The organism is Jiella sonneratiae (assembly GCF_017353515.1).
GTDB classification, from domain to species: domain Bacteria; phylum Pseudomonadota; class Alphaproteobacteria; order Rhizobiales; family Rhizobiaceae; genus Jiella; species Jiella sonneratiae.
This window is the reverse complement of record NZ_JAFMPY010000002.1, coordinates 1-23,612: the sequence shown is the minus strand read 5'-3', so window position 1 is coordinate 23,612 and position 23,612 is coordinate 1. Positions and strand designations below refer to the sequence as shown.

Genomic DNA, 23,612 nt, shown 5'->3' with positions numbered 1-23,612 from the left:
GACCATCATTCACGACGAAATCAAATCATTTCACGGGTCAAATGTCGACAAGGTGATTCGTTAACCTCATGATTGACGCATTTTCATCGCGAATGGCATGATGCGACCGGGCGAGACGGCCGGGTGCCGGGCCGCGGGATGTCCGGAAAAGCCGACGACCGGAGAAGACGATGCCGAGCCGCTCGACGAACCAGGCCTTTCTCGGACCCTTGGCGCGGTTGTCCCGCCGGCTCGGCACGGACATCGAGCGGACCCAGGGCGCCGGCGGCAACACCTCGCTGAAGGCGGAAGGTATCCTGTGGGTCAAGGCCTCAGGGACCTGGCTGGCGGAGGCAGAAAGCCGCGCGATCTTCGTTCCGGTGCGGACCGACCCGCTCCTCGCCGCGCTCCGGGACGGCGACGAGCGCGCCGAGAAAGCCACGGCTTTCGTCGTCGACGAAGACAATCCCGGCGGCCTCCGCCCGTCGATCGAGACGGCCGTCCACGCCGTCATGCCGCAAGGGGTGGTCCTCCACATCCATTGCGTCCACACCATCGCCCATGCGGTTCGCAAGGATTTCGAGACGCGCGTGAGGCAGCGGCTGCGGACGGCGGGACTTGCCGAGCGGCTGGGCTTCGTTCCCTACTGCCGCCCCGGCGTGCCGCTGGCGCGCGAAATGGTGCGGCTGGTGCCGGACAGGCCGGACGTCGTGGTGCTCGGCAATCACGGGCTCGTCGTCGCCGGCGCCGACGTCGAGGAAGCCGCGGCGCGGCTCGAACGCGTGGTCGCAGCGCTTCGGCTCGAACGGCGCCGGCCGCCCGCCGCCGACCTCGCGGCGCTTCAAAGGCTTGCGGAGGGCACGGTCTACAGGCTGCCGGCCGACCCAGAATCCCACGACACGGCGCTCGACGCGACCGCCCTCGCCGCCGCCCGCGCCGGACCGCTCTATCCCGACCACGTCATCTTTCTCGGCGAGGCGCCGGGCGAACTGCGGGAGGGCGAGAGCCTCGCCGCCTTCGTGCATCGCCACGAAGCTAAGGGCCGCCCGCTGCCGCGGCTCGTCCTCGTTCCCGGCGCGGGCTGCCTCGTGCACGTGAGCCTGACGGCGGGCGGCGAGGCTCTGGTGCGCTGCCTTGCGGAAGTCACCTGCCGCCTCGACACTGAGGACGGGCTGCGCGTCCTGACGCCATCCGAATGTCACGCCCTCACGAATTGGGAGGCGGAAAAATACCGGCAGGCGCTCGACCGGCCGGCAGCGGGAGAACGACCGTGACGACCAGCCCGCCGCGGCGCCAGCCGCTCGCCCTCGGCATCGACGTCGGGACCTCCGGCGTGCGCGCGGCGCTGGTCGATGCCGCCGGCACGGTCGTCTCGGCGAACGGCGTCGGCTATCCCCCCGACGCCGACCGCCGGGATCCCGAGACGTGGTGGCGGGCAGTCTCGGCATGCCTGCAAGGGCTCGCGGCGGAACGGCTCGCGTCGGTCACCGGCGTTGCGGTGGACGGCACCTCCGGCACCATGCTGGGGCTCGATGCGGCGGGAGCGCCGGTCGGTCCGGCGATCATGTACGACGATCCCTGCAGCGACGCGTCGATCCTCTCGGCGATTGCCTCTGCGGCTCCCGGGGACAGCACCGCACGCGGCCACAGCTCGGCGCTGGCGCGGGCGATCGTGCTGCAGCGCCGCCCCGGTGTCGGGCGCGTCCTCCATCAGGCGGACTTTATCGCCGCGAGACTGGCGGGGATCGACGGCGTCAGCGATGCCAACAACGCGCTGAAGACCGGCTACGACCCGGTCGCCGAAGCCTGGCCGGACTGGATCGGCGCGGCCGGCATGGACGTCTCGCTGCTGCCGCCGGTGATGCGGCCCGGCACGCCGGTCGCGCGGCTCGGCCCCCTCGCCGAAACATTGGGGCTTCCGGGCGACGCGATCCTTTATGCCGGGACGACCGACGGCTGCGCCTCGTTCCTCGCCACCGGCGCGTCCGAGCCCGGCGACGGCGTCACGGCGCTCGGCTCGACCCTCGTCCTGAAGCTCCTCACCGACCGCCCGGTCAGCGCGCCGCGCTACGGCATCTACAGCCACCGGATCGGCGACGTCTGGCTGGCCGGCGGCGCGTCGAATGCCGGCGGCGCGGCGATCGCCCGGTTCTTCGACGAGGCGGCGATCCGGAGCCTGACGCCGCAGCTTGCCCCGGACCGGCCGACCGGCCTCGATTATTATCCGCTCACCCGACCCGGCGAGCGCTTCCCCGTGAACGACCCGCAGCTCGCGCCGCGGCTGGAGCCGCGACCCGAGGACGACGCGCAATTCCTCCAGGGCCTTCTCGAAGGCATTGCGGCGATCGAGGCCCTCGGCTATCGCCGGCTGGCCGAGCTCGGCGCACCGGCGCTGAGGTCGGTGCGCACGGTCGGCGGCGGCGCCGCCAATGCCGCCTGGGCGACGATCCGCGCCGGGCAGCTGAAGGTGCCGCTGCTTCCCGCCCGGTCGGTGGAGGCGGCGGCGGGAACGGCGCGCCTCGCCCTGCCGCAGGAGATCGGCGCATGAACGGCCCTTCCGCGATCCTCGACGGTCTCGCCCCGATCGCGGATCGTTACGACGCCTTCTTCATCGACCAGTTCGGCGTCGTCCATGACGGGACGCAGCCCTATCCGGGCGCGCCGGAAGCGATCGCGGCCCTCGCCGCCCGAGGCAAGGCGACGGTCTTCATCACCAATTCCGGGCGGCCGGCCGCCTTCAACGAGGCCCGGCTCGCGCGCTTCGGCATCCCGCGCGAGGACTATCTCGCCTGCGTCACCTCCGGCGACGTCGCGATCGCGCTTTTGGAAATCGGCCGCATCCCGCTGCCGCGCCGCCGCCCGCTCGCCTGCCTGACGCTGTCGAGCGCCGGCGACTTCAACCTCTCCGACCGGCTGGGCTTCAGCCGCACCGACCGCGGCGAGACGGCGGATGTCGTGGTGATCGCCGGCAGCCAGGCGGACCGGATCGCGATGTCGGACTACGAGGCGCTGATGCGCCCGGCGGCCGCGCGCGGCGCCCCTTGCATCTGCACCAATCCCGACCGGCAGATGCTGACGCCGAGCGGCCTCGTCCCGGCCGCCGGCGCGCTCGCCGATCTCTACGCCTCCTTCGGCGGCAAGGTCACCTTCGTCGGCAAGCCCTACCGCGACATCTACGAAATGGCGCAGGCATACGTCCCCGAGATTCCCAAGTCGCGGATCCTCTGCATCGGCGACAGCATCGACCACGACATCGCGGGAGCGGCCGGTTTCGGCGCGGCGAAGGCCCTGGTGCACACCGGCATCCTCGACGGCATCGCCGGGACGGAGATTTCGGCGCGGCTTTCCAAAACGCGGCTTTCGGTCGACCATCATCTCGCGGCGCTGCGCTGGTGAGCCCGGCCGCCCCGGCGCGTTGCAGCGTTCGGCGTCACCCGGCCGCAATGCCGGCGTCGCTGCGGGCCGCGATCCAGGCCTCAAGTGCCGCGCGCTGCGCGGCATCGAGCCTCAGCCCGTGCTTGGTCCGCCGTTCGAGGACGTCGGCGGCGCTCTGCGCCCATTCCTCGTCCATCAGATAGGCGACCTCGCGCTCGTAGAGCAGCCCGCCGAAATGCCGTCCGAGTTCCGCGGCGCTGGCGGCTCCGTCGAGGAGACGCTCGGCCCGGGTTCCGTAGAGGCGGGCGTAATGCCGCGCGAGATCCGCAGGGAGGCTTCGGTGCCGGGACCGGAAGCCCGAGAGGAACCGCTCGAAATCGGCTCCCGGCATGTCGCCCCCCGGCAGCGGTACGCCGGCGGTCCAGGCCGGCCGCATCTCCGGATAATAGGGCCGGAGGCGATCGAGGCCGCGCTCGGCGAGTTCGCGGAAGGTGGTGATCTTGCCGCCGAAGACCGACATCAGCGGCGCCCTGCCGTCCACCGCGTCGATGTCGAAGACGTAGTCGCGGGTGACCGCCGACGGATTGTCCGCGTCGTCCTCGAGGAGCGGCCGCACGCCGGCGAAGCGGTGGAGCACGTCGTCCGGCCGCAGCGGCGTCTTGACGTAGCGGTTGACGGCATCGAGCAGGTAGCCGACCTCCGCCTCGTCGACGGCGACCGCGCCGGCATCGCCCTCGTAGGCAATGTCCGTCGTGCCGATCAGCGCGAGATCGTCCAGATAGGGATTGACGAAGATTACCCGGCGGTCGGTGTTCTGGAAGAGATAGGCCTGGGGGCCGTCCCAGAACTTCTTCGTGACGATGTGGCTGCCCTTCACCAGCCGCACGCGCCGCGCCGCATTGCTGCGCGTCACGTTGCGGATCACCCGGTCGACCCAGGGGCCGGCGGCGTTGACGACGCCCCTCGCCGTCAGCCTGGTCTCGGTACCCCGGGTCTCGGCGCCCCGGGTTTCCGGGCCCCGGGTCTCGGCGCCCGGCGTCGCGCCGCGTCCCCTGAGCGTCACCTGCCAGACGTCGCCGGCCCGCGTCGCCGCCACCGCCTCGGTGCGCGTCAGGATCGTCGCGCCGCGCTCCCTGGCGTCGAGGGCGTTGAGGACGACGAGACGGGAATCGTCCACCCAACAGTCGGAATATTCGAAGGCGCGGGTGAACCGCTCGGCGATGATCCGCCCTTCCGGCGCCGAGCGCAGGTCGAGGGAGCGGGTGCCGGGCAGCCTCTGCCGGCCGCCCAGATGATCGTAGAGGAACAGCCCGAGCCGGACCAGCCAGGCCGGCCGCTGCTCGGGCGAATGCGGCAGCACGAAGCGCATCGGCCAGATGATGTGCGGCGCGGCGCGAAGCAGCACCTCGCGTTCCTTCAGCGCTTCGCGGACCAGCCGGAACTCGTAATATTCGAGATAGCGCAGGCCGCCATGGACGAGCTTGCCGGAGCGCGAACTCGTGCCTTCGGCGAGATCCGCCGCCTCGCAGAGGACGACGGAGAGCCCCCGGCCGGCGGCGTCGCGCGCGATCCCCGCGCCGTTGACGCCGCCGCCGATGACCAGGAGATCGACCGTCCCGAGATCGCGCATCTGCCGGTGCGCCCCGCCCTCAGGCCGCACTCTTCCGGTCGCCGTCCTGAAGACCGTAGGAGCCGAAGGACTTCACGGTGTCGTCGATGGCTTCCTTGGAAAGCAGCACCGGGCCGCCGATCAAGAGGCTGTGATAATACTGCTTGGCGATCGTCTCGAGCTCGACGGCCAGCCACATCGCCTTGTCGAGACTGGCGCCGGTGGCGATCATCCCGTGATTGGCGAGAAGGCAGCCCGTGCGGCCCTCCAGCGCCCGCAGCGCGGCTTCCGAAAGCTCCTTGGTGCCGAAGGTCGCGTAGTCGGCGACGCGGATCTCCATGCCGCCGAAGGCCGCCATCATGTAGTGGCAGGCGGGGATCGGCTTGCGCGCGATGGCGAGCACCGTGGCGTAGGTCGAGTGGGTGTGGACGATGCCGCCGACGTCGGGCCGGCCCTTCATGATGTCGAGGTGGAAGCGCCATTCCGTCGAGGGTTTGAGAGGCCCCTCCCAGGCGCCGTAGTCTCCCTCGATCGGCATGGCGGCGATCATCTCCGGCGTCATCGAATCGTAGGGCGTCGCCGAGGGGGTGATCAGCATGCGGTCGCCGCAGCGCGCCGATATGTTGCCCGAGGTGCCCTGGTTGAGGCCGCTCGCATTCATCCAGCGCGCCTTCTCGACGATCGTCTTGCGCAGCGCGGTCTCGCTCTTGCCCGTCATTGTCGTCACTCCTTGAAACGTCGTCTGGCTCGTCCGGCACCTGGCGCGCCGGTTCAGCAGGGATTGACCGGCGGCTCGCCGGCGAGATAGCGGCGCACCTCCTCCGCCGCCTGGTCGGCGGCGATCTTGACGGTCTTCAGCGACGCGCCGGCGATGTGCGGCGTCAGCGTCACGTTCCCCATCTTAAGGAGGCGCCAGTCGGCCGGCACCGGCTCGACGGCGAAGGTCTCCAGCATCGCGCCGCGCAGGCGCCCGCTTTCCAGCGCGTCGGCGAGCGCTTCGTAATCGACCAGCGGCCCGCGCGCCGTGTTGACGAAGCTCGCGCCCTCCTTCATCGCGGCGAAGGCGGCGGCGTCGAACATGCCGGTCGTCTCGGCGGTGACGCGCGGGTGCAGCGTGACGACGTCGGACCGCGCCAGGAGGGTCTCGAGCGCGACGTGCTCGACGCCGGCCTCCGCGTCGTCGCGCGACAGCTGGACATAGGGGTCGGTGACGAGGATGCGGCAGCCGAAGGCCCGCAGCAGTCTGACGACGCGCGTACCGATCTGGCCGTAGCCGACGACGCCGACGGTCATTTCGGAGAGCTCCCGGCCGGTCGTGTCGGCGCGGTAGAGATCGCCGCGCCAGTCGCCGCCGCGCAGCGAATCATGGCCGCGGGTGATGTTGCGGGTCTCGGCGAGGATCGCGCCGATGGCGAATTCCGCGACAGCGCTGGCGTTCCGCCCCGGCGTGTTGACGACGGTGACGCCGCGCTCGCGCGCCGCCCGCATGTCGACGTTCACCGGGCCGCCGCGCGAGACGGCGACGAACTTCAGCAGCGGCAACCGCTCGAACATCTGACGCGACAGCGGCGCGAGATGCGTGACGAGGATTTCCGCCTCGCCGACCATCGCGACGGTCTCGTCGGCGCCGCCCTGATACTCCTTGAGCCCGTCCATGCCGGCGACGGCGTAGCCGTGTTCCATCGGCTCGTCCGGCCAGGGCAGCGTGTGGCGCTGCATTTCCGGCGTCGCGTCGCCGCAGGCGGCCTCGATCGCCGCGGCGAACATTTCCGGCAGCATGAAGTTGTCGCCGATGATCGCGATGCGCCGGGCCATCAGGCTGCCTCCCCTTTCCTCTCGACACCGGCCCGCAGGGCGGCCAGCCTGTTCCAGACGGGCGGCAGCGCGCGCCGGATGTCCTGGTAGAGGCCGAAAGCCTCGTCATAGCAAGGCGCGAGCGCCTGATCCGGCAGCACCTGCTGCGACAGGCGGCCCTCGATCCACACCGCGCTGCAGGCCTCCATCCCGTCGTAGAGCCCGAGCGACAGCGCCGCGATCATCGCGGCGCCCGCCGCCCCGGCCTCTTCGCGCTCGACATTGCGTACCGGGCAGCCGAGCACCGAGGCGAGAATTTCCCGCATGGTCTTCGAACGCGCCGCCCCGCCCGACACCCGCAACTCCACAGGCAGGCCGCCCGCCCCCTCGAAGCAGTCGCGCGCGGCGAAGGCGAGGCCCTCGAACACGGCGCGCATCAGATCGTCGAAATTCGCCCGGCTGTGAAGGCCGGTGAACTGGGCCCGCGCCAGCGGATCCATGAACGGGCCGCGCTCGCCCGCCTCGGAGATGTAGGGATGGTAGATCGCCGAGAGCGGCTCGGCCCGGGCGACACGCTCGTCGAGGCGGGCGATCAGCGATCGCGGGTCGCGCTCCAGCCCCTCGATCTTCAGGACGCTCGCGGCGAGACCGACGATCCAGTCGATGTTGAGGGTCGCTGCCATGTTCGACTGGAACTGGGTGAGCGCGGTGTCTGAAGGCAGCGGCATGACGTAGCCGCTGCGCTGCGGATTGGGGACGACCTGCGAGGCATCCGCGGCAAGGCGCATGTGGACACCCGTCGAGCCGAGGATCGACAGGCCGAGACCGGCCTCCTCCCCGACGAGGCCGCCGCCGAGCGCCGTCGCGACGATGTCGACATAGCCGAGGACGACGGGAACGCCGGCGGCAAGGCCCGTCGCCTCCGCGACCGCCTTCAGCAGCGGGTGCGAGACCTTGCGGCCGTCGACGATCGGCGGCAGCAGGCGGCGCTCGGCGGCAAGTCCGAGAGCGTCGATCACCGCGTCGTCATAGGCCCTGCTGCGATAGTCGCCGAAGGTGAACTGCGCTTCCGAGACGTCGGTCGCCCTGATCCCGGTCATGCGGAAATACAGCCAGTCCTTGCAGTGCATCGCCGTCTCGGCCCGGGCGAGGAGCTGCGGGAAGGCGCGTTTCATCACCAGGAGCTGGATGCTCTGCTGACAGGTGTTGATGCCGGTGCCGGTGTGGCCGTAATGGGCGGCGTGCGCGGCGCTCTCGGCAAAGCGCCGCGCCTCCTTCGAACCGCGGGCGTCGAGCCACAGCCAGGCGGGCGCGACCGGTTCTCCCGCCGCGTCGACGAGCCAGGTGCCGTCGCCCTGGCCGGTGATGGCGACGGCGGCGATGTCCGCGGCGCGGCCGCCGAGGCGCTCGACGAGTTCCCGCAGCGTCGCCACGGTATCGAGCCAGGTGCGGCCCATCTCCTGTTCGACGCCGCCGCCCTCCACCTGCCGGTAGACGTTCGGCCGCGCCGCGCTGGCGATCTGGTCGCCCGCCGCCGTGAAGGCGACGGACTTGATCACCGAGGTTCCGGCGTCGATGCCGATCAGGATCGGCTCCCCGCTCATGCCGCCACCCTTTCCGCAGGCCGCGGCGCGGCCAGCTCGCGGCCGTGCGACAGTGCGCTTCCCTCGGAGGAAAAGACGTGCAGCCTGTCGGCCGGCACGTCGACATGGATGCGCTCGCCGGCCTTCGCCCGGAAGCGGTCCTGAATGGTCGCGACGATCACGCCGCCGGGAAAGGTCGATTCCAGATGCGTCTGGTCGCCGATCCACTGGTTGGAGACGACCTCGGCCGGGGCGCCGCTCGCACCGACCCTGACGTCCGCCGGCCGCACCCCGACGATGACCTCCTCGCGGCCCCTGACGCGGTCGAGCACGGCGTCGCTGACCGTGCCGGGCGCATAGCCGAACAGTTCCGCCCCTGCGGCGGAGAGCGACAGCCGCCCGTCCGCGACCGTCGGCTTCACCCGGTAGACGTTCATCGGCGGCTCGCCGATGAAGGTGCCGACGAAGAGATTGGCCGGCGCCCGCTTCAGCTCCGCCGGCGAGGCGAACTGCTGCAGCACGCCCCCCTCCATGACGGCGATGCGATCGGCGAGCGCGTTCGCCTCGGTCTGGTCGTGGGTGACGAGGATCGCCGTCAGCCCGTGTTCGCGCAGATATCGCTTCAGGCGGCCGCGCAGCACGGCGCGCAGTTGCGGCTCGAGCTGGCCCATCGGCTCGTCGAGGAGATAGAGTTCGGCCTTGCGCACCAGCGCCCGGCCGAGGCTGGCGCGCTGTTGCTGGCCGGCAGACACCGTCGAAGGATAGCGGTCGAGATACGGCCCGAGCTCCAGGAGCCGGGCGATCTCCTCGACGCGCCGGGCGGTCTCGGCATTGTCCAGCTTCTCGGCCTTGAGGGCGAAGGCGATGTTCTCGCGAAGGGTGAGCGGCGGATAGAGCGAATAGCCCTCGAAGGCCATGGCGACCCGCCGCTGCGCCGGCGCCAGCGCGTCGATCCGGCGATCGCCGATGCGGATCTCGCCCTTCGTCACCTCCTCGAAGCCGGCGATCATGCGCAGCGTCGAGGTCTTGCCGCAGCCCGACGAGCCGAGCAGCGCGACGATCTCGCCCGGCGCGATCTCGATCGAGAAATCGCGCACGGCGTAGATCGGCCTCGGGTTCCTGGCACCGTAGATCTTGTTGACGCTGTCGAGGACGACGGAGGCGGTCATCGGGGGTGCCTCCGGGCGCTGGACGGCGACTGGAACGGTCTAAGTTCGTCGGTTCGCGCGAGCCTGCCCCCCTCTGCCCTGCCGGACATCTCCCCCGCCAGGGGGGAGATCGATCTCGCGCCGGCGCCCAGCCAGATTTCAGGCGCAAGAGATCGCACGACGGCCGAGGAACGGATGCTTGAGATTGAAGCTGCCGATCTCCCCCCTTGCGGGGGAGATGTCCGGCAGGACAGAGGGGGGTGCGACGCGGCGAGAGCGAGGGGAGAAGCCGGCAACATCATTTCATCCCTCATCCTCACGGGTTTTCCTGCAGCGCCGGGCTCGCGAATCCGGCGGATCGCGGCGCAATCCGCCGGCCGGTCTCGCGGTCGAAGACGACGATCGCGGCGGGATCGGCGACGACATGGCCCCGCGCCCCCTCCTCCATCGCCGCCCCTCCCGCCTCGCGCGAGGTGTAGAGCTCGCGGCCGTCCTCGGTGACGAGAAGCCGCACCATCCGGTCGTTGAGCGGCAGAAGCGCCGCGACCCGGGCCGCGACGGCGCCCTCGGTTCCCGCCGCGGCAAAGCCGACATGCTCAGGCCTGACGCCGATGGTGACGCTGCGGCCGGCGATCCGCTCGAAGCCGGGCGCGAGCGGCAGGCGCATGCCGCCCACCGCCGCGACCATGCCGCTGCGGCCCGCCTCGACATGGCCTTCGAAGAGATTGATGCCGGGATCGCCGAACAGCTCGGCGACCTCGACATTGGCCGGCCGGTCGTAGATCTCGTCCGGCGTTCCGAACTGGGCGATCCGGCCGTGGACGAGGACCGCGATGCGGCGGCCGAGCGCCATCGCCTCGCGATAGTCCTGGGTCACGTAGAGCACGGTCGAGCCGAAGCGCTCGAGAAGGCGCGGCAGTTCGAGGCGCATCTCGAAGCGCAGCTTGGCGTCGACGTTGCGCAGGGGATCGTCGAGAAGCAGGATCTTCGGTGCCGCGACCAGCGCCCGGGCGAGCGCCGTGCGCTGCTTCTGGCCGTTCGACAATGCGCGCGGCGCGTGGCCGAGCACGTGGTCGATCTTCAGAAGCCGGGCGATCTTCTGGACGCCGTCCTCGATCCCGTCGCGGCCGAGGCGGCGGGCGACCAGCGGGCTGGCGATGTTGTCGAAGGCGGACATGTGCGGGAACAGCGCGAAGTTCTGGAAGGCCATGCCGACGGAGCGCTGCTCCGGCGCGACGTCGATGACGTCGCTGCCGTCGACGAGGATCGCCCCCTCCTCCGGTTCGGCCATTCCGGCGATCAGCCGCAGGAGCACCGTCTTGCCCGCCCCCGACGGCCCGAAGATCGAGACGATCTCGCCGTCGGCGACGCTGAGCGAGACGTCGTCGAGCACGGTCTCCCGGCCGTAGCGCTTGGTGACGTGGTCGAGGGCGAGGCTTGCCATGGCGATCAGCCTTTCACGGCGCCGAGGGAGAGGCCCTCGACGAGGTAGCGCTGGGCGAACAGGGCGAGCGCCAGCGTCGGGGCGATCGAGATCACCACGGCGGCGGCGATCTGGCCGTACTGGATGCCCGAGGCGGTGACGAAGGCCAGCGCACCGACCGTCACCGGCTGCTTGTCGGCCGAGGCGAGCACCAGCGCGAAGACGAAGTTGTTCCATGCGAAGATGAATGAGAGCAGCGCCGCCGCGGCGATTCCCGGCATGGCCAGGGGAACCGAGATCTTCAGGAAGGAGCGCAGCCAGGAATGGCCGGCGATGCGGTAGGCGTGCTCGATGTCGGGGCTGATGTCCTCGAAATAGCCGCGGACGATCCACAGGATCAGCGGCAGAGTGATCAGCTGATACACCCAGATCAGCCCGACATAGGTGTTGGCGAGCCCGATCTGCTGGAAATAGATCGTCAGCGGCAGCAGCACGAGCAGCGGCGGGGCGAACTTGAAGGACAGGAGCGTGAAGGCGATGTCCTCGGAAAAGCGGAACTTGTAGCGGGCGAAGGCGTAGGCCGCCGGCACGGCGAGGACGAGCGACAGCGCCACCGAAGCGACCGACAGGATCAGGCTGTTCAGGAGGTTCTGCATGAAGGCGAGCTTCAGGACGCCGCTCGCCGTCTTCAGTTCGCCGGTGATCAGCGAGACGTAGTTGTCGAGGGTCGGCGTGAAGACGATGCTCGGCGGGATCCTGAGGATCTGGGCGTTGGTCTGGAAGCTCATCAGGAGGATCCAGAAGATCGGGAAGAGAAAGAAGATCAGCGCCAGCGAAATGAGCACGCCGCGAAGGATGCGCTCGCCGGTCGATGTGTGGTGCATGGCTCGCCTCCTCAGGCCGCAGCGCCGTGGGCGCGTTCGCGCAGCCGCAGCCAGTTCTTCACGAAGACGTTGGACAGCGCGAAGGTGATCGCCCAGAGCACCATCAAGAGCGCCGCCGAGCGGCCGACATTGGTGAACTGGAAGAATTGCAGATAGGCCTCGACCTGAAAGACGGTCAGCGTGTTGCCGGGGCCGCCTTGGGTCATGGCGTAGACGATGTCGAACTGCTGGATCGACTCCAGCATGCGGAACAGCGACGCGGTGAGGATGTAGGGCATCAGCATCGGCAGGGTGATGCGGAAGAAGACGAAGGTCCGCGGCACGCCGTCGAGCGCCGCCGCCTCGAAGGGCTGCTTCGGCAGCGACCGCAGCCCGGCGAGCAGCAGCACCATGATGAAGGGCGTGTAGACCCAGACGTCGACGAGGACGACGGTGAACAGCGCCGAGGACGGATCGGAGGCCCAGCGGAAGTTGGTGACGCCGACGAGGCCGACGAGATAGCTGAGGATGCCGAAGTTCGGATTGGTCATCAGCTTCCACATCAGGGAAGCCAGCGCCGGCGCGACCATCAGCGGCAAAAGCAGGAGCATGGCCGCGAGGTTGTTGAAGCGCGACGGACGCTGCAGCAAAAGCGCGATGCCGAGGCCGAGCACCAGCTCGATGACGACCGTCAGGACGGTATAGAGCAGCGACACCTCGACGGTGTACCAGAAGCGTCCGTCCGTCAGAAAATTCAGATAGTTGTCGAACCAGACGAAGCCGCGCAGCTGCGGCAGCGACAGCCGGTAGCGCAGCAGAGAGTAGTAGATCGCGGTGACGAAGGGGATGATGATCCAGACGGTGACCAGCAGCGCCGGCAGGCTGAGGAGATAGGGCAGAAGGTTGCGGCGCCGGCGCCGCGTCAGCGGTCGTTCGGCGGCGGCGCGGCCAGCGGTGGCATGATCGGCGGACGTCATGTCGCATCCTTGGCAGGTTCGCCGAGCCGGCGGCCCGACGGCGCTCGAAGAAGATCCCGGGACGCCGCCGGCTTGAACCGGCGGCGTCCGGTGCGTCACGGCAGCGCCACCGGTTTCGGGGCGGCGCTGCCGTCGGGAGGACGCAGCCTATTGCAGGCCGGCCTGCTGCATCTGGTCGTTGATCGAGGCGACCAGCTGGTCGAGCCCCTCGTCGACCGGCACCTCCTTCGCCACCATCTGCTGCAGCATCGCCGCCCAGGCGGTGGTCACGTCGAAGAACAGCGGCTGCGGCGTGAAGTAGATCTTCGAGCCCGGCGCCGAGGCGGTGAACTGCTCGAGATAGCCGGTGTTCTGCTCCATCCGCTTCTTGAAGTCCTCGTCGTCCCAGACCGACTGGCGCACCGGATTGACCATGTCCATCTTCACCGCGCCGAAGAGGTCGTGCTGCTTCGAGGTCGCCCACTGGAGGAAGTACCAGGTCGCGTCCTTGTTGCCGGAGAAGTTCGACATGGCGAGCGACCAGATCCAGACGTTCGGCGTCGGCTGCTTGGCGTCGGGATTGGCAGCAAAGGCGTGGAAGCCGATGTTGCCCTTCTCCTTGGTGTCGCCGTTGTTCTGGAAATAGCCGAGGATGTCGGCGTCGAAGATCATGCCCGATGCGCCGGCGCCGAGATCGTTGCCGACCTGGTACCAGGTGTAGGTCGACCAGTTCTTCGGCCCGGACTCCTGGATCATCTTCACCCATTGACCGGTGAAGGCCTTCGCCGCGTCGGAATTCATCGCCGCCTTGAGGACGCCGTCCTCGACGGTGAAATCCTGGGCGCCGAAATTGACGTAGCCCGACAGGAAGCCCGGGTGGATCGTCGCCCAGGAGCGCGAGCCGCGCACCCCGATGCCGTACATGTTCTTGTCGGACTTGGTGATCTGCGCCGCCTTGTCCATCAGGTCGTCGAGGTTGGTGGGCGGATCGATCTTCATCTCGTCGAAGGCGCGCTTGTTGTAGCTGATCGAGTTCAGCTCGAAGGCCCAGGGCAGGCACCACTGCTTGGCGTTGTCGCCGCCGAGCGCCTCGCCGGGAACGCCCGACCAGGAGGTCGAGGCCCGAAGGTTGGGCAGCACGTCGTCCCAGTCCCAGTCGCCGGCGGTCTTGGAGCTGTCGTTGATGTATTCCTTGAGATCGACGATCCAGCCTGCCGGGCCGTAGGTCCAGGTCTGATAGGCACCGGTCATCAGCGCGTCGTATTCCGACGAGCCGGAGGAGAGCGCCGCCGTCACCTTGTCGAAATAGACGTCCTCGGGAAACACGTCATAGGTGACATCCATCCCCGTCAGCTGCTTGAACGCGTCGAGATCGGCGATCATCGCGTCGGCATAGGGATGCTTGTTGAGGAGCAGCTTCAGCGACGTGCCCTGATGCTTCTTCCAGTCGATGCCGGAGTCGGCGGCGAGCGCATGGGTGAGCGACTGCCCCATGAGGCCGCTCATCAGCGCGGTGCTGAGACCGAGCTTCGCGCTGCGCCGCAGGAAGTCGCGGCGGCCGATCTGGCGACGCGCCAGCGCGGCGATGAGATCCCGTTCCTTTTCATACATGGCCTGCTTTCCTCCCAGTTACGCCGGGTCGTTCACGCCCGGCTGCCACGATGCCAAGATCAGTCCGGGGTCGCCTCCCCGAGGATCGCGGCGGCCGTCGTCTCGTCGACGACGAGGCCGCTCAGCACCCCGCTCCGCAGCAGGGCGACCGTCGCCTCGACCTTCTCCCGGCCGCCGGCGATGGCGACCACGGTCGAGGCGCGCAGATGCGCGATGGCGGGCGCCAGCGCCCGTTCGCTGAAGCTTTCGGCAACCACCCGTCCCGCGGCGTCGAAATAGTGGCCGAGCAGCTCGCCCACCGCGCCGCTGCCGCGCAGAAGGGCCATCTCCTCCGGGCCGATCATGTGATTGGAGAGCAGCGAGGCGTCGTCGGTCATGCCGCCGATGCCGGCGACGACGAGGCTCGCCGAACAGGCGAGCTCGAACACCTCGGCGACGCCCGGCTGCGACAGCAGCACCGCCTTGTCCTCGGCGGTGTTGGCAAAGAGCGGCAGCGGGATCTGGTAGGCCTCGGCGCCGGTCCGCTCGGCGAGCCGGTGGATCACGTCGTAGGGATTGGCGGCGAAGCGCCGGTTGAAGCCGCCGAGGACCGAGACGAAGCGCGTCCGGCCGCCGGCGATCTGCGGCATGGCCCCGACGGCGGCAGCCAGCGTCCGGCCGTGGCCGACGCCGATCAGCGCGTGTTCGCCGCGCTCGATCTCGTTCTTCAGGAAGGTCGCGCCGGCAAGACCGAGCGCCTTGAGCGGCAGGCCCGGCTCGGCGAGATCCGGCGCCACCTTGCAGAAGTTCAGGCCGAAGCGGTCGGCGAGTTCGTCCTCGAGGCGGATGCAGGCCGCGACCTCGGCCTCGACGAAGACCCGGATCAGCCCCTCCCGCGAAGCCCGGGCGATCAGCCGGTGCGCCTTGGTGTTGGCCACGCCGAGACGCTTGGCGATCTGGCCCTGGGTCATGCCGGCGGAGAAGTAGAGCCATGCGGCGCGAGCCGAGAGGCTGGCCTCGTCGGTCTCGAACCGGGGCTGGCCCGCTTCGGCGTCCATGTTTCGCTCCCGTCGCGGCGTCTCGGTGCGTCGCGGATTATTTTTCACTGTGCGCAAAATTTTCCACCACTGTCGTCTTCTGTCAAGTCTCGCCTCTGATAACGATCAAAGGAGGCCGGTCCGACCGACGAGGCCGTCCCCCTCCTTCTGGGCTCACGACCCCTGCCGGCGGCGGGCCCGGATCGAGCCGCCTCGCCCCCTCACCGGTGCCCGGACGGCCAGAAGCGCATTCCATGCGACTTTTCCCGGCGACGCGGAATTCTGCCGATGTTATAAGCAGGCCCGCCCGGGCGGCCGAGGCGCCGAATGCCGACCCGACAGCAAGGACAGACCATGACCATCCACGACCCGAAGCTCTCCCGCTCACCCGCCGACGAGCTCGCCGAAAACGTCTCCGTTCCCTTCGAGGCGGCACGGGCGATGCCGAAATCGGTCTACACGTCGCCGGATTTCCTTTCGCTCGAGCTCGAGCACATCTTTGCCAGGGAATGGCTCTGCGCCGGGCGCGCCGATTCCCTGGCGGCGCCCGGCGCCTATCTGACGATGGAGATCGCCGGCGAGCCGGTGGTGGTTCTGCGCGACCGCGAGGGCAAGCTGCGGGCGATGTCGAACGTCTGCCGCCACCGGATGTCGACGATGCTCGAGGGGCGCGGGACGGTGCGCTCGATCGTCTGCCCCTATCACGCCTGGACCTACAATCTCGACGGGACGCTGCGCGGTGCGCCGGCGATGGCGGCGAACGAGAGTTTCTGCCGCAGCGACATCGCCCTGCCGCAGATCCGCTGCGAGGAATGGCTCGGCTGGATCATGGTCTCGCTCAATCCGGATGCGCCGAGCCCCGCCGAGGGACTGAAGGACGTCGAGGCGCTGGTCGGCTATCTCGACATGGCGAGCTATCGCGAGACCTTTCGCGAGGAGCACCGCTGGAACACCAACTGGAAGGTGCTCGGCGAGAACTTCATGGAGAGCTACCACCTGCCGGTCTGCCATTCCGGCACGATCGGCGGCTCCGTCGACCTGATGAAGATGACCTGTCCGACCGGCACCGACGCCTTCAACTATCATTTCATCTACAAGAACGACGAGGTGCCGCTGTCGCTCGCCCATCCGGCGAACACGACGCTCGTCGGCGACCAGCGCCGCATCACCTGGCTGCTGTCGATCTATCCGGCCCTGTTCATCACGCTCACGCCCGGCTACTTCTGGTATCTCAGCCTGCATCCGGACGGCCCCGACCACGTGAAGATCGTCTATGGCGGCGGCCTCTCGGCCGATTACGTCAACGACCCCGAGGCCGAGCGCCATTTCGCGACCCTCAAGGGACTGCTCGACCACGTCAACGACGAGGACCGCGGCTGCACCGAGCGCGTCTACAAGGGGCTTTGCGGGCGCCTCGGCGATCCCGGCCCGCTGTCGCATCTGGAGCGGCCGAACTTCGAATTCGCGCAGTACATCTCCCGGCGCGTCAATGCCGGCGCCCCCGATTCCGCCGGCGCCCCGGACGCCGCGGCCCCGGTCTTGGCCTGAATGGCGACACGCCGCGCCTTTCGCGGCGCGGCAACCGCTTGCGGGCGCCACGCGCCTCGACATGGGAGTGGACCGCACCTCGCCCGGTCGCGCGAAGCGGCGCGCCGACGGGGCGTCCGACCCGGTGCTGCCCAGCAATTCGTCAGCCTCCCATCCCATCTGCATAACGTGTTCGCATGTGCAGCGATTAGGCAAAAAATCGTGGACGGCGGCTTGACCGGCCCTGTCGAAGATCGTTCATTGAGGCGGTCAAAAAGGCGGGCGGGGCTCGGCCTCACGCAGCGGACGGGTCGCGAATGAACGAAATGACGCCGATGTCGCCAGTCAGGGGAGAGCGCCAGGGTCGCGCCTCGTCGGTCCGGTTCCAGAACGTCCAGAAGAGCTACGACGGCGAGATCCTCGTCGTGAAGGATCTCAATCTCGACATCGCTTCCGGCGAGTTTCTGACGATGCTCGGCCCCTCGGGCTCCGGCAAGACCACCGCCCTGATGATGCTCGCGGGCTTCGAACCGGCGACGCACGGCGAGATCTTCGTCAACGACAGCCCGATCAACAACGTGCCGCCGCACAAGCGCGGCGTCGGCATGGTCTTCCAGAACTACGCGCTCTTTCCGCATATGAGCGTTGCGGAAAATCTCGCCTTCCCCCTGAAGGTGCGCAAGCTCGGCCGCGGCGACATCGAGGCGCGGGTCGCCCGGGCGCTCGCCATGGTGAAGATGGAGAGTTTCGGCGGCCGCCGGCCGGTACAGCTCTCGGGCGGCCAGCAGCAGCGGATCGCCGTCGCGCGGGCCCTCGTCTTCGAACCGACCCTCGTCCTGATGGACGAGCCGCTCGGCGCCCTCGACAAGCAGCTGCGCGAGCAGATGCAGTACGAGATCAAGCACATCCACGAAAATCTCGGCGTCACCGTCGTCTACGTCACACACGACCAGACCGAGGCGCTGACCATGTCGGACCGGATCGCCGTCTTCAACGACGGGCGCATCCAGCAGCTCTCGACGCCGGACCGGCTGTACGAAAAGCCGGAAAATTCCTTCGTCGCCCAGTTCATCGGCGAGAACAACCGGCTCAGCGGCGCGATCACCGAGGTCGCGGACGCGATCTGCACGGTCTCGGTCGACGGCGGGCCGACCGTCAAGGCGACCAAGGTCGTGCCCGGCGGACGCGGCACCCGCACCACCCTGTCGATCCGGCCGGAGCGCATCGAACTCGCACCCGCAAAGGGCGCGCTCCCGGTGGTCATTCCGGGCCGGGTCGAGGAACTCATCTATCTCGGCGACCACGTGCGCGTGCGCATGTCCGTCGCCGGCACCGACGCCTTCGTCGTCAAGGTCCCGAACCGCGTCGGCCGGACGCTCGAGCCGGGCCACGAGACGACGGTCGGCTGGGACCCGGAGGATTGCCGCGCCCTCGACGAGATCGCGGCGTGACACGACCCCACCCGCAAGGGGTGAACCCGCCCGGCGGGCTTTCAAGCGCACTTGCAGAAACAGGAGTAAGACGAATGAACATGACAAGACTGACCGCATCGACCGTGCTCGCGGCCTCGCTCTTCGGCGCGACGCTCGCCCGGGCCGACGAGATCACGGTCGTCTCCTGGGGCGGTGCCTACACCAAGAGCCAGGTCGAGGCCTACCAGAAGCCCTGGATGGAAAAGACCGGCAACAAGGTGAACTCGGTCGATGCCGACAATCCCGCGACGCCGATCAAGGCGCAGGTCGAGGCCGGCAACGTCTCGATCGACGTCGCCGACGTCGAATATTCCGACGCCGTCCGCTTCTGCGACGAGGGCCTGATCGTGCCGATCGACCCGGCCACCCTGCCCGCCGCGCCGGACGGGACCGCGGCCGAGGAGGATTTCATCAAGGGCGCCCTCACCGACTGCGCGGTGGCCAGCATCGTCTGGTCGACGGTCTATGCCTACGACAAGAGCAAGTTCCCGGACGCCCCGCCGAAGACCATGGCCGACTTCTTCGACACCAAGAAGTTTCCCGGCAAGCGGGGCCTGCGCAAGGCGGCCAAGGCCAATCTCGAAATGGCGCTGATGGCCGACGGCGTGCCGGCCGACAAGGTCTATGAGGAGCTCAACACCCCCGAGGGCGTCGACCGCGCCTTCAAGAAGCTCGACACCATCAAGAGCGACATCGTCTGGTGGGAGGCCGGCGCCCAGCCGCCGCAGCTCCTCGCCGACGGCGAGGTGGCGATGACCACCGCCTATAACGGCCGCATCTTCAACGCCGCAATCGAGGAGAACAAGCCGTTCGAGATCGTCTGGGACGGCCAGATCCTCGACTTCGACCTCTTCGTCATTCCCAAGGGCGCCCCGCACGAGGAGCTCGCCAAGGACTTCATCGCCTTTGCGACCGACACCCAGCGCCTCGCCGACCAGGCCAAGTGGATCGCCTACGGCCCGGCGCGCAAGTCCTCGGCCGACCTCGTCGGCAAGTTCCAGGACGGCAAGACGGACATGGCGCCGCACATGCCGACGGCGCCCGACCACATGGACAACGCGCTGGTCAACGACTTCGAGTTCTGGGCCGACCACGACACCGAGCTGAACGAGCGCTTCAACGCCTGGCTCGCCTCCTGACCGCCCCGTGACAGCCGCCGGGGCCGGGTTCCGCCCGGCCCCGACGTCGACCGCGTCGTCTCGAACCGGAAATCGTCTTTCGATCGGCACGACGCGGGAAATCGACATGTTGGAGCGTCCCTGGTGCGTCCTTTGACGGCGCACGGCGCTCAGAGGATCGGGCTCCGCCGATGACCGACGCAGCGATCGAGATACCGCGCTACCAGCTGACCGCCGCCGACGGCACGCCGCTGAAGCTCGCCATGGCGCGGGCCACGCGGCGCGCCCGCCTGCGGGCCTTCGCCCTGGTGCTGCCGCTGCTCGTCTTCGTCGTCGTCACCTTCGCCGTGCCGATCGGCCAGATGCTCTATCGCAGCGTCCACAACGACCAGTTCTCGGCCCACATGCCGAATCTCGTCGCCTTCTTCGCCGCGGACGAGACGAAGGGCGTGCCCGGCGAAGAAGGCTTCGCCGCCCTCGCCAAGGATCTCGACCTCTCGCGCGAAGAGCGGTCGATCGGCGAGGTCGGCACGCGCATCAACTACGAGATCGCGGGAACCCGCAGCCTCTTCACCTCGGCCGGCCGCAAGGCCTCGAAGCTCGAACCGCCCTACAAGGAGGCGATCCTCGCCCTCGACAAGCAGTGGGGCGATCCCGAGCTCTGGAACGTCATGCGCCGTGCCTCCTCGCCGCACACGCTGAGTTTCTACCTCGCCGCCCTCGACCTGCAATACGACAAGTCCGGCGCGATCGTCAGCGCCCCGGAGGACCGGCGGATCTACGTGCCGCTGTTCATCCGCACCCTGTGGCTGTCGGGGCTGATCGCCGGCCTCTGCCTGCTGCTCGGATTTCCCGTCGCCCATCTCCTCGCGACGCTGCCTTTGCGCTACTCCAACCTCCTGATGATCTTCGTGCTGCTGCCGTTCTGGACGTCGCTCCTGGTGCGCACGACCTCCTGGATGGTGCTCCTGCAGAGCCAGGGCGTCGTCAACGACATCCTGGTCTCGCTCGGCATCGTCGGCGAAAGCGGCCGCATCCAGATGATGTACAACGAGGCCGGCACGATCATCGCGATGACGCACATCCTCCTGCCCTTCATGATCCTGCCACTCTACTCGGTGATGAAGACGATCCCGCCGCGCTACTACCGCGCCGCGCTGTCGCTCGGCGCGACGCCCTGGACGGCGTTCTGGAAGGTCTATTTCCCGCAGACCGTTCCAGGCATCGGCGCCGGCGTGCTGCTCGTCTTCATCCTCGCCATCGGCTACTACATCACCCCCGCCCTCGTCGGCGGCGCCTCCGGCCAGCTGATCTCCAACCTCATCGCCTTCCACATGCAGAAGTCGCTGAACTGGTCGCTCGCCGCGGCGCTGGCGACGCTTCTGCTCGCGGGCGTGATCCTGCTCTACTGGCTCTACGACCGCCTGGTCGGCATCGACAACATGAAGCTCGGGTGAGACGATGAGCGTCCTGAAGCTGCCGCCCTACGCCTCGCCGCTCGAGAAGGCCTGGCGCGTCACCTATCTGGTGATCTGCGCGGCGATCCTTTTGTTCCTGATCGCGCCGATCCTCATCGTCATCCCGCTCTCCTTCAACGCCGAGCCCTACTTCACCTTCACCCGCAAGATGCTGAGCTTCGATCCGGCCGGCTATTCGATGCGCTGGTACGACCAGATCCTCACCTTCGGCATGGCCGCGCCCGGCGCGCCGCGGAACGCCTCCTGGTGGCTCGACGTCTGGGAGAACGCCAAATGGGTCGAGGCGGCGCAGAACTCGGTGATCATCGGCGTCTCGGCCACCCTGCTCGCCACCGTCCTCGGCACCACCGCGGCGCTCGGCCTGTCGCGGCCGGACATGCCGTTCCGCCGGGCGATCATGGGGCTTTTGATCTCGCCGATGATCGTGCCGCTGATCATCACCGCGACGGGACTGTTCTTCTTCTATTCCGAGACCGGCCTCGCCCACACTTATCTCGGCATCATCATGGCGCATGCGACGCTGGGCATCCCCTTCGTCATCATCACCGTGACGGCGACGCTGGTCGGCTTCGACCATTCGCTGACCCGGGCGGCCGCCAATCTCGGCGCCCCGCCGCCGCTGATCTTCTTCAAGGTCATCCTGCCGCTGATCCTGCCCGGCGTGATTTCCGGGGCGCTGTTCGCCTTCGTCACCTCCTTCGACGAGGTGGTGGTGGTGCTGTTCGTCGCCGGCTACGACCAGCAGACGCTGCCGCGGCAGATGTGGAACGGCATCCGCGAGCAGATCTCGCCGACGATCCTCGCCGTCGCGACCATCCTGGTGATCTTCTCGGTGGCGCTGCTGGCGACGGTCGAACTCCTGCGCCGCCGCTCGGAACGGCTGCGCGGCCTGTCGCCGGGCTGAGACCACGCACCCCGAGACCCGATGGTGATCAGGGCAATCGCATATGGAAAATCGAATGCTTTGCGCACCGCCTTCCGACCAATTCCTCCTTCGATCCGCCAAAAGCGCTGATACGAGATCCGCTCGATGAGGGCGGGCTCGAATCAAGCCAGCGCGGCGCATGAGCGTCTTTGTTTCCGGCATCACGAAGTGATCTGCCGGAAGCCGTATGAGACGGTCATCTTCGGGTCTCGCTTCGCGCGTCGCCGGCTCCCGTAGAAGGGCCGTTGCCGCCGGGGCCGGCATTCCCGTCCGTCTGCCGCGCCGCCGCCTCGGCCTTTCGCTGCCGCGAGCACGGCCGCCGGCGACAAACGCACCGAGCCGCCGACCCGGTACCGCGATGGATCGACGCCGGCGGGCCAGCGCGACGCGCCGGCGTTGCCTCGCGCCGGCCCCACAGCGCCGCAGGCCGCCCGTGCCGCCTCGCCCCTCATGCCCGATCGCGACGGACGATTCCGGGCGTCGGGCGCCGCGACCCTGAGGACCTTGCCGATTTGCCTTTGCCCGGGCGGCGAAGGCGCGGAGAAGGGGTTGCGCAAATCGGGCCGATCGGCCTATGACAGCGGCTTCGGAGAGGTGGCCGAGTGGTCGAAGGCGCTCCCCTGCTAAGGGAGTATACCGGAGACGGTATCGAGGGTTCGAATCCCTTCCTCTCCGCCACTTGCCCTCGCGAAAGCGTTCTCTCGATCCGGCCGCGGCCGGATTTTTCCGTTGTATTCGAGGGTTATGCGGGAGGGGCTGAGCACTGACGTCCTCGCCAGGTGGCCCGAAAGCGGTCTCTCAGGGCCGATATTCTCCGGACCTGATGACTGCGCCGTTTTGGTGCATAGCTTGTAAGTCCATGTAGACACGGAGGAAATTCAAGCCACTGAAATTGCTTGGATTGAGGTCGCGTTTGTCTCATCTGCGACCGGGTTCGGAAGTTCCGAGTTCATGGCCGGTTCCATCTCCCGCGTCCGGTGCCATCAGCTGAACGGCAATGCAGCTGGTCAACCACGACCGGACTGACCAGAGTAAGCATCCGGCCTGGGCCGCGGCGATCAGTTGATCCGATTCTGGCTCTTGGCGAAGGCTGCTTTGCCTACGGTTCGGCGGCGGGCGAGCTTGGCGACGCGTTTCCGGATATCGTCCAGGTCGATGGTTCGGGGATCGAACGCGCCGCCCGACCAGCGCATCAAATGGTCATGGTCTTCGTGGTTGGGATCGGCGATGGCGTCAAGGAAGAGTTCGAAGCCTGGAAGGCCGCCGACGTCTTCGGGCGGGACCCGGTGCTGGCCCTCGATGAAGCGCGGGTATTCGACGGCCGGATCGGCTTCATCGACGCTTTCGATGAGGATCGTGTGCCGCCAGTCGTCACCGAAGTCGTAGGTGTAGGCGAGTTCGCGCACGCCCCGCTCGACAAGGGTGGCGAGCCGGGTCGTCTTGGCTGACCAGGTCTTATATTATTGAAGTCCCATTCGGGATTGGGGATCGCGTAGCGCCTGTTGTCGGCGCGGAACTCGAACATGTGGTAGTCCTGGAAGGGCATGGTTGCCTGGACGACGTCATGAACGCCTTTCAGCGTCGTCGTCAGCGGCACTCGACGCGGCGCCAGATGGCCGGTTGCCAGTCGTCAAGCTCGATCTTCAGGCGAGCAATGCGGTCCCGGTCACTCATGATGCCAGCGCCAGCGGCTCGTCCGCTGTCTTCCAGTTCCACGGCAGCAACTCGTCGAGCC

The 23,612-nt window shown here is 68.3% G+C and carries 19 protein-coding genes and 1 tRNA gene; 9 read left to right on the top strand and 11 right to left on the bottom strand.

Translation table 11 applies throughout. The annotated features are described in order from the left end of the window. Positions 1-170: 170 nt before the first annotated feature. The 3 genes from J1C47_RS02230 to J1C47_RS02220 are packed head-to-tail and all read left to right on the top strand — an operon-like array spanning position 171 to position 3,375. Positions 171-1,253, top strand: a complete 1,083-nt coding sequence (locus J1C47_RS02230; RefSeq protein ID WP_207349099.1) for a class II aldolase/adducin family protein — start codon at positions 171-173, stop codon at positions 1,251-1,253. After that, a complete protein-coding gene (locus tag J1C47_RS02225) occupies positions 1,250-2,527 on the top strand; it encodes an FGGY-family carbohydrate kinase (protein ID WP_342591916.1) in 1,278 nt (425 codons plus the stop codon). Before J1C47_RS02230 ends, J1C47_RS02225 begins: the two co-directional genes overlap by 4 nt. Next, a complete protein-coding gene (locus J1C47_RS02220; RefSeq protein ID WP_207349097.1) occupies positions 2,524-3,375 on the top strand; it encodes a TIGR01459 family HAD-type hydrolase in 852 nt (283 codons plus the stop codon). The genes J1C47_RS02225 and J1C47_RS02220 overlap by 4 nt, the downstream gene beginning before the upstream one ends. Positions 3,376-3,409: 34 nt before the next feature. Here J1C47_RS02220 and J1C47_RS02215 read toward each other — a convergent pair whose 3' ends face one another. The 10 genes from J1C47_RS02215 to J1C47_RS02170 all read right to left on the bottom strand — a co-directional run bounded on the left by J1C47_RS02215 (position 3,410) and on the right by J1C47_RS02170 (position 15,378). Further along, the gene (locus J1C47_RS02215) at positions 3,410-4,984 is read right to left on the bottom strand and encodes a glycerol-3-phosphate dehydrogenase (protein ID WP_207349096.1); all 1,575 of its coding nucleotides are present in this window, start codon (positions 4,982-4,984) and stop codon (positions 3,410-3,412) included. Positions 4,985-5,003: 19 nt separating this feature from the next. Then, on the bottom strand, positions 5,004-5,681 hold the full coding sequence (locus J1C47_RS02210; protein ID WP_207349095.1) for a class II aldolase/adducin family protein: 678 nt from the start codon (positions 5,679-5,681) through the stop codon (positions 5,004-5,006). 53 nt (positions 5,682-5,734) lie between these two features. Further along, a complete protein-coding gene (locus tag J1C47_RS02205; RefSeq protein ID WP_207349094.1) occupies positions 5,735-6,778 on the bottom strand; it encodes a 2-hydroxyacid dehydrogenase in 1,044 nt (347 codons plus the stop codon). Continuing rightward, positions 6,778-8,361, bottom strand: a complete 1,584-nt coding sequence (locus J1C47_RS02200) for an FGGY-family carbohydrate kinase (RefSeq protein ID WP_207349093.1) — start codon at positions 8,359-8,361, stop codon at positions 6,778-6,780. Before J1C47_RS02200 ends, J1C47_RS02205 begins: the two co-directional genes overlap by 1 nt. Continuing rightward, positions 8,358-9,509, bottom strand: a complete 1,152-nt coding sequence (locus tag J1C47_RS02195) for an ABC transporter ATP-binding protein (protein ID WP_207349092.1) — start codon at positions 9,507-9,509, stop codon at positions 8,358-8,360. Before J1C47_RS02195 ends, J1C47_RS02200 begins: the two co-directional genes overlap by 4 nt. Positions 9,510-9,804: 295 nt before the next feature. Beyond that, positions 9,805-10,932: an ABC transporter ATP-binding protein gene (locus J1C47_RS02190; protein ID WP_207349091.1), complete on the bottom strand. Its 1,128-nt coding sequence runs from the start codon at positions 10,930-10,932 to the stop codon at positions 9,805-9,807. Between the two features lie 5 nt (positions 10,933-10,937). Beyond that, positions 10,938-11,795 carry a carbohydrate ABC transporter permease gene (locus tag J1C47_RS02185; protein ID WP_207349090.1) on the bottom strand — a complete coding sequence of 286 codons (858 nt, stop codon included), beginning with the start codon at positions 11,793-11,795 and terminating at the stop codon, positions 10,938-10,940. 11 nt (positions 11,796-11,806) lie between these two features. Then, entirely contained in the window at positions 11,807-12,751 is a 945-nt protein-coding gene (locus J1C47_RS02180) for a carbohydrate ABC transporter permease (protein WP_245396316.1), read from the bottom strand. A 147-nt stretch (positions 12,752-12,898) separates the two neighbouring features. After that, on the bottom strand, positions 12,899-14,341 hold the full coding sequence (locus J1C47_RS02175) for an extracellular solute-binding protein (RefSeq protein ID WP_207349089.1): 1,443 nt from the start codon (positions 14,339-14,341) through the stop codon (positions 12,899-12,901). 59 nt (positions 14,342-14,400) lie between these two features. Next, entirely contained in the window at positions 14,401-15,378 is a 978-nt protein-coding gene (locus tag J1C47_RS02170; RefSeq protein WP_245396315.1) for a sugar-binding transcriptional regulator, read from the bottom strand. Between the two features lie 333 nt (positions 15,379-15,711). On the opposite strand from J1C47_RS02170, the gene J1C47_RS02165 reads away from it, so the two are divergent. From J1C47_RS02165 to J1C47_RS02140, 6 genes are all read left to right on the top strand, one after another. Next, positions 15,712-16,905: an aromatic ring-hydroxylating oxygenase subunit alpha gene (locus tag J1C47_RS02165; RefSeq protein WP_207349088.1), complete on the top strand. Its 1,194-nt coding sequence runs from the start codon at positions 15,712-15,714 to the stop codon at positions 16,903-16,905. A 296-nt stretch (positions 16,906-17,201) separates the two neighbouring features. Then, positions 17,202-18,335 carry an ABC transporter ATP-binding protein gene (locus tag J1C47_RS02160; protein ID WP_245396314.1) on the top strand — a complete coding sequence of 378 codons (1,134 nt, stop codon included), beginning with the start codon at positions 17,202-17,204 and terminating at the stop codon, positions 18,333-18,335. Between the two features lie 74 nt (positions 18,336-18,409). Continuing rightward, positions 18,410-19,495 carry an ABC transporter substrate-binding protein gene (locus tag J1C47_RS02155; RefSeq protein WP_245396313.1) on the top strand — a complete coding sequence of 362 codons (1,086 nt, stop codon included), beginning with the start codon at positions 18,410-18,412 and terminating at the stop codon, positions 19,493-19,495. Between the two features lie 170 nt (positions 19,496-19,665). Next, complete coding sequence (locus tag J1C47_RS02150) at positions 19,666-20,931, top strand: ABC transporter permease (RefSeq protein WP_207349087.1); 1,266 nt, start codon at positions 19,666-19,668, stop codon at positions 20,929-20,931. A 4-nt stretch (positions 20,932-20,935) separates the two neighbouring features. Next, entirely contained in the window at positions 20,936-21,856 is a 921-nt protein-coding gene (locus J1C47_RS02145) for an ABC transporter permease (RefSeq protein ID WP_207349086.1), read from the top strand. Positions 21,857-22,465: 609 nt separating this feature from the next. After that, a tRNA-Ser gene (locus tag J1C47_RS02140) sits at positions 22,466-22,555 on the top strand. A gap of 380 nt (positions 22,556-22,935) precedes the next feature. On the opposite strand, the gene J1C47_RS02135 is transcribed toward J1C47_RS02140, so the two are convergent. Next, positions 22,936-23,283 (bottom strand): plasmid pRiA4b ORF-3 family protein, encoded by a 348-nt coding sequence (locus J1C47_RS02135; RefSeq protein WP_342591915.1) that lies wholly within the window; start codon positions 23,281-23,283, stop codon positions 22,936-22,938. Positions 23,284-23,612: the final 329 nt, after the last annotated feature.

Coding starts and splice junctions, on each gene's coding strand:
- J1C47_RS02230 (WP_207349099.1), top strand. CDS start 171: ATGCCGAGCCGCTCGACGAACCAGGCCTTTCTCGGACCCTTGGCGCGG.
- J1C47_RS02220 (WP_207349097.1), top strand. CDS start 2,524: ATGAACGGCCCTTCCGCGATCCTCGACGGTCTCGCCCCGATCGCGGAT.
- J1C47_RS02215 (WP_207349096.1), bottom strand. CDS start 4,984: ATGCGCGATCTCGGGACGGTCGATCTCCTGGTCATCGGCGGCGGCGTC.
- J1C47_RS02210 (WP_207349095.1), bottom strand. CDS start 5,681: ATGACGGGCAAGAGCGAGACCGCGCTGCGCAAGACGATCGTCGAGAAG.
- J1C47_RS02205 (WP_207349094.1), bottom strand. CDS start 6,778: ATGGCCCGGCGCATCGCGATCATCGGCGACAACTTCATGCTGCCGGAA.
- J1C47_RS02200 (WP_207349093.1), bottom strand. CDS start 8,361: ATGAGCGGGGAGCCGATCCTGATCGGCATCGACGCCGGAACCTCGGTG.
- J1C47_RS02195 (WP_207349092.1), bottom strand. CDS start 9,509: ATGACCGCCTCCGTCGTCCTCGACAGCGTCAACAAGATCTACGGTGCC.
- J1C47_RS02190 (WP_207349091.1), bottom strand. CDS start 10,932: ATGGCAAGCCTCGCCCTCGACCACGTCACCAAGCGCTACGGCCGGGAG.
- J1C47_RS02185 (WP_207349090.1), bottom strand. CDS start 11,795: ATGCACCACACATCGACCGGCGAGCGCATCCTTCGCGGCGTGCTCATT.
- J1C47_RS02180 (WP_245396316.1), bottom strand. CDS start 12,751: ATGACGTCCGCCGATCATGCCACCGCTGGCCGCGCCGCCGCCGAACGA.
- J1C47_RS02175 (WP_207349089.1), bottom strand. CDS start 14,341: ATGTATGAAAAGGAACGGGATCTCATCGCCGCGCTGGCGCGTCGCCAG.
- J1C47_RS02170 (WP_245396315.1), bottom strand. CDS start 15,378: ATGGACGCCGAAGCGGGCCAGCCCCGGTTCGAGACCGACGAGGCCAGC.
- J1C47_RS02165 (WP_207349088.1), top strand. CDS start 15,712: ATGACCATCCACGACCCGAAGCTCTCCCGCTCACCCGCCGACGAGCTC.
- J1C47_RS02160 (WP_245396314.1), top strand. CDS start 17,202: ATGAACGAAATGACGCCGATGTCGCCAGTCAGGGGAGAGCGCCAGGGT.
- J1C47_RS02155 (WP_245396313.1), top strand. CDS start 18,410: ATGAACATGACAAGACTGACCGCATCGACCGTGCTCGCGGCCTCGCTC.
- J1C47_RS02150 (WP_207349087.1), top strand. CDS start 19,666: ATGACCGACGCAGCGATCGAGATACCGCGCTACCAGCTGACCGCCGCC.
- J1C47_RS02145 (WP_207349086.1), top strand. CDS start 20,936: ATGAGCGTCCTGAAGCTGCCGCCCTACGCCTCGCCGCTCGAGAAGGCC.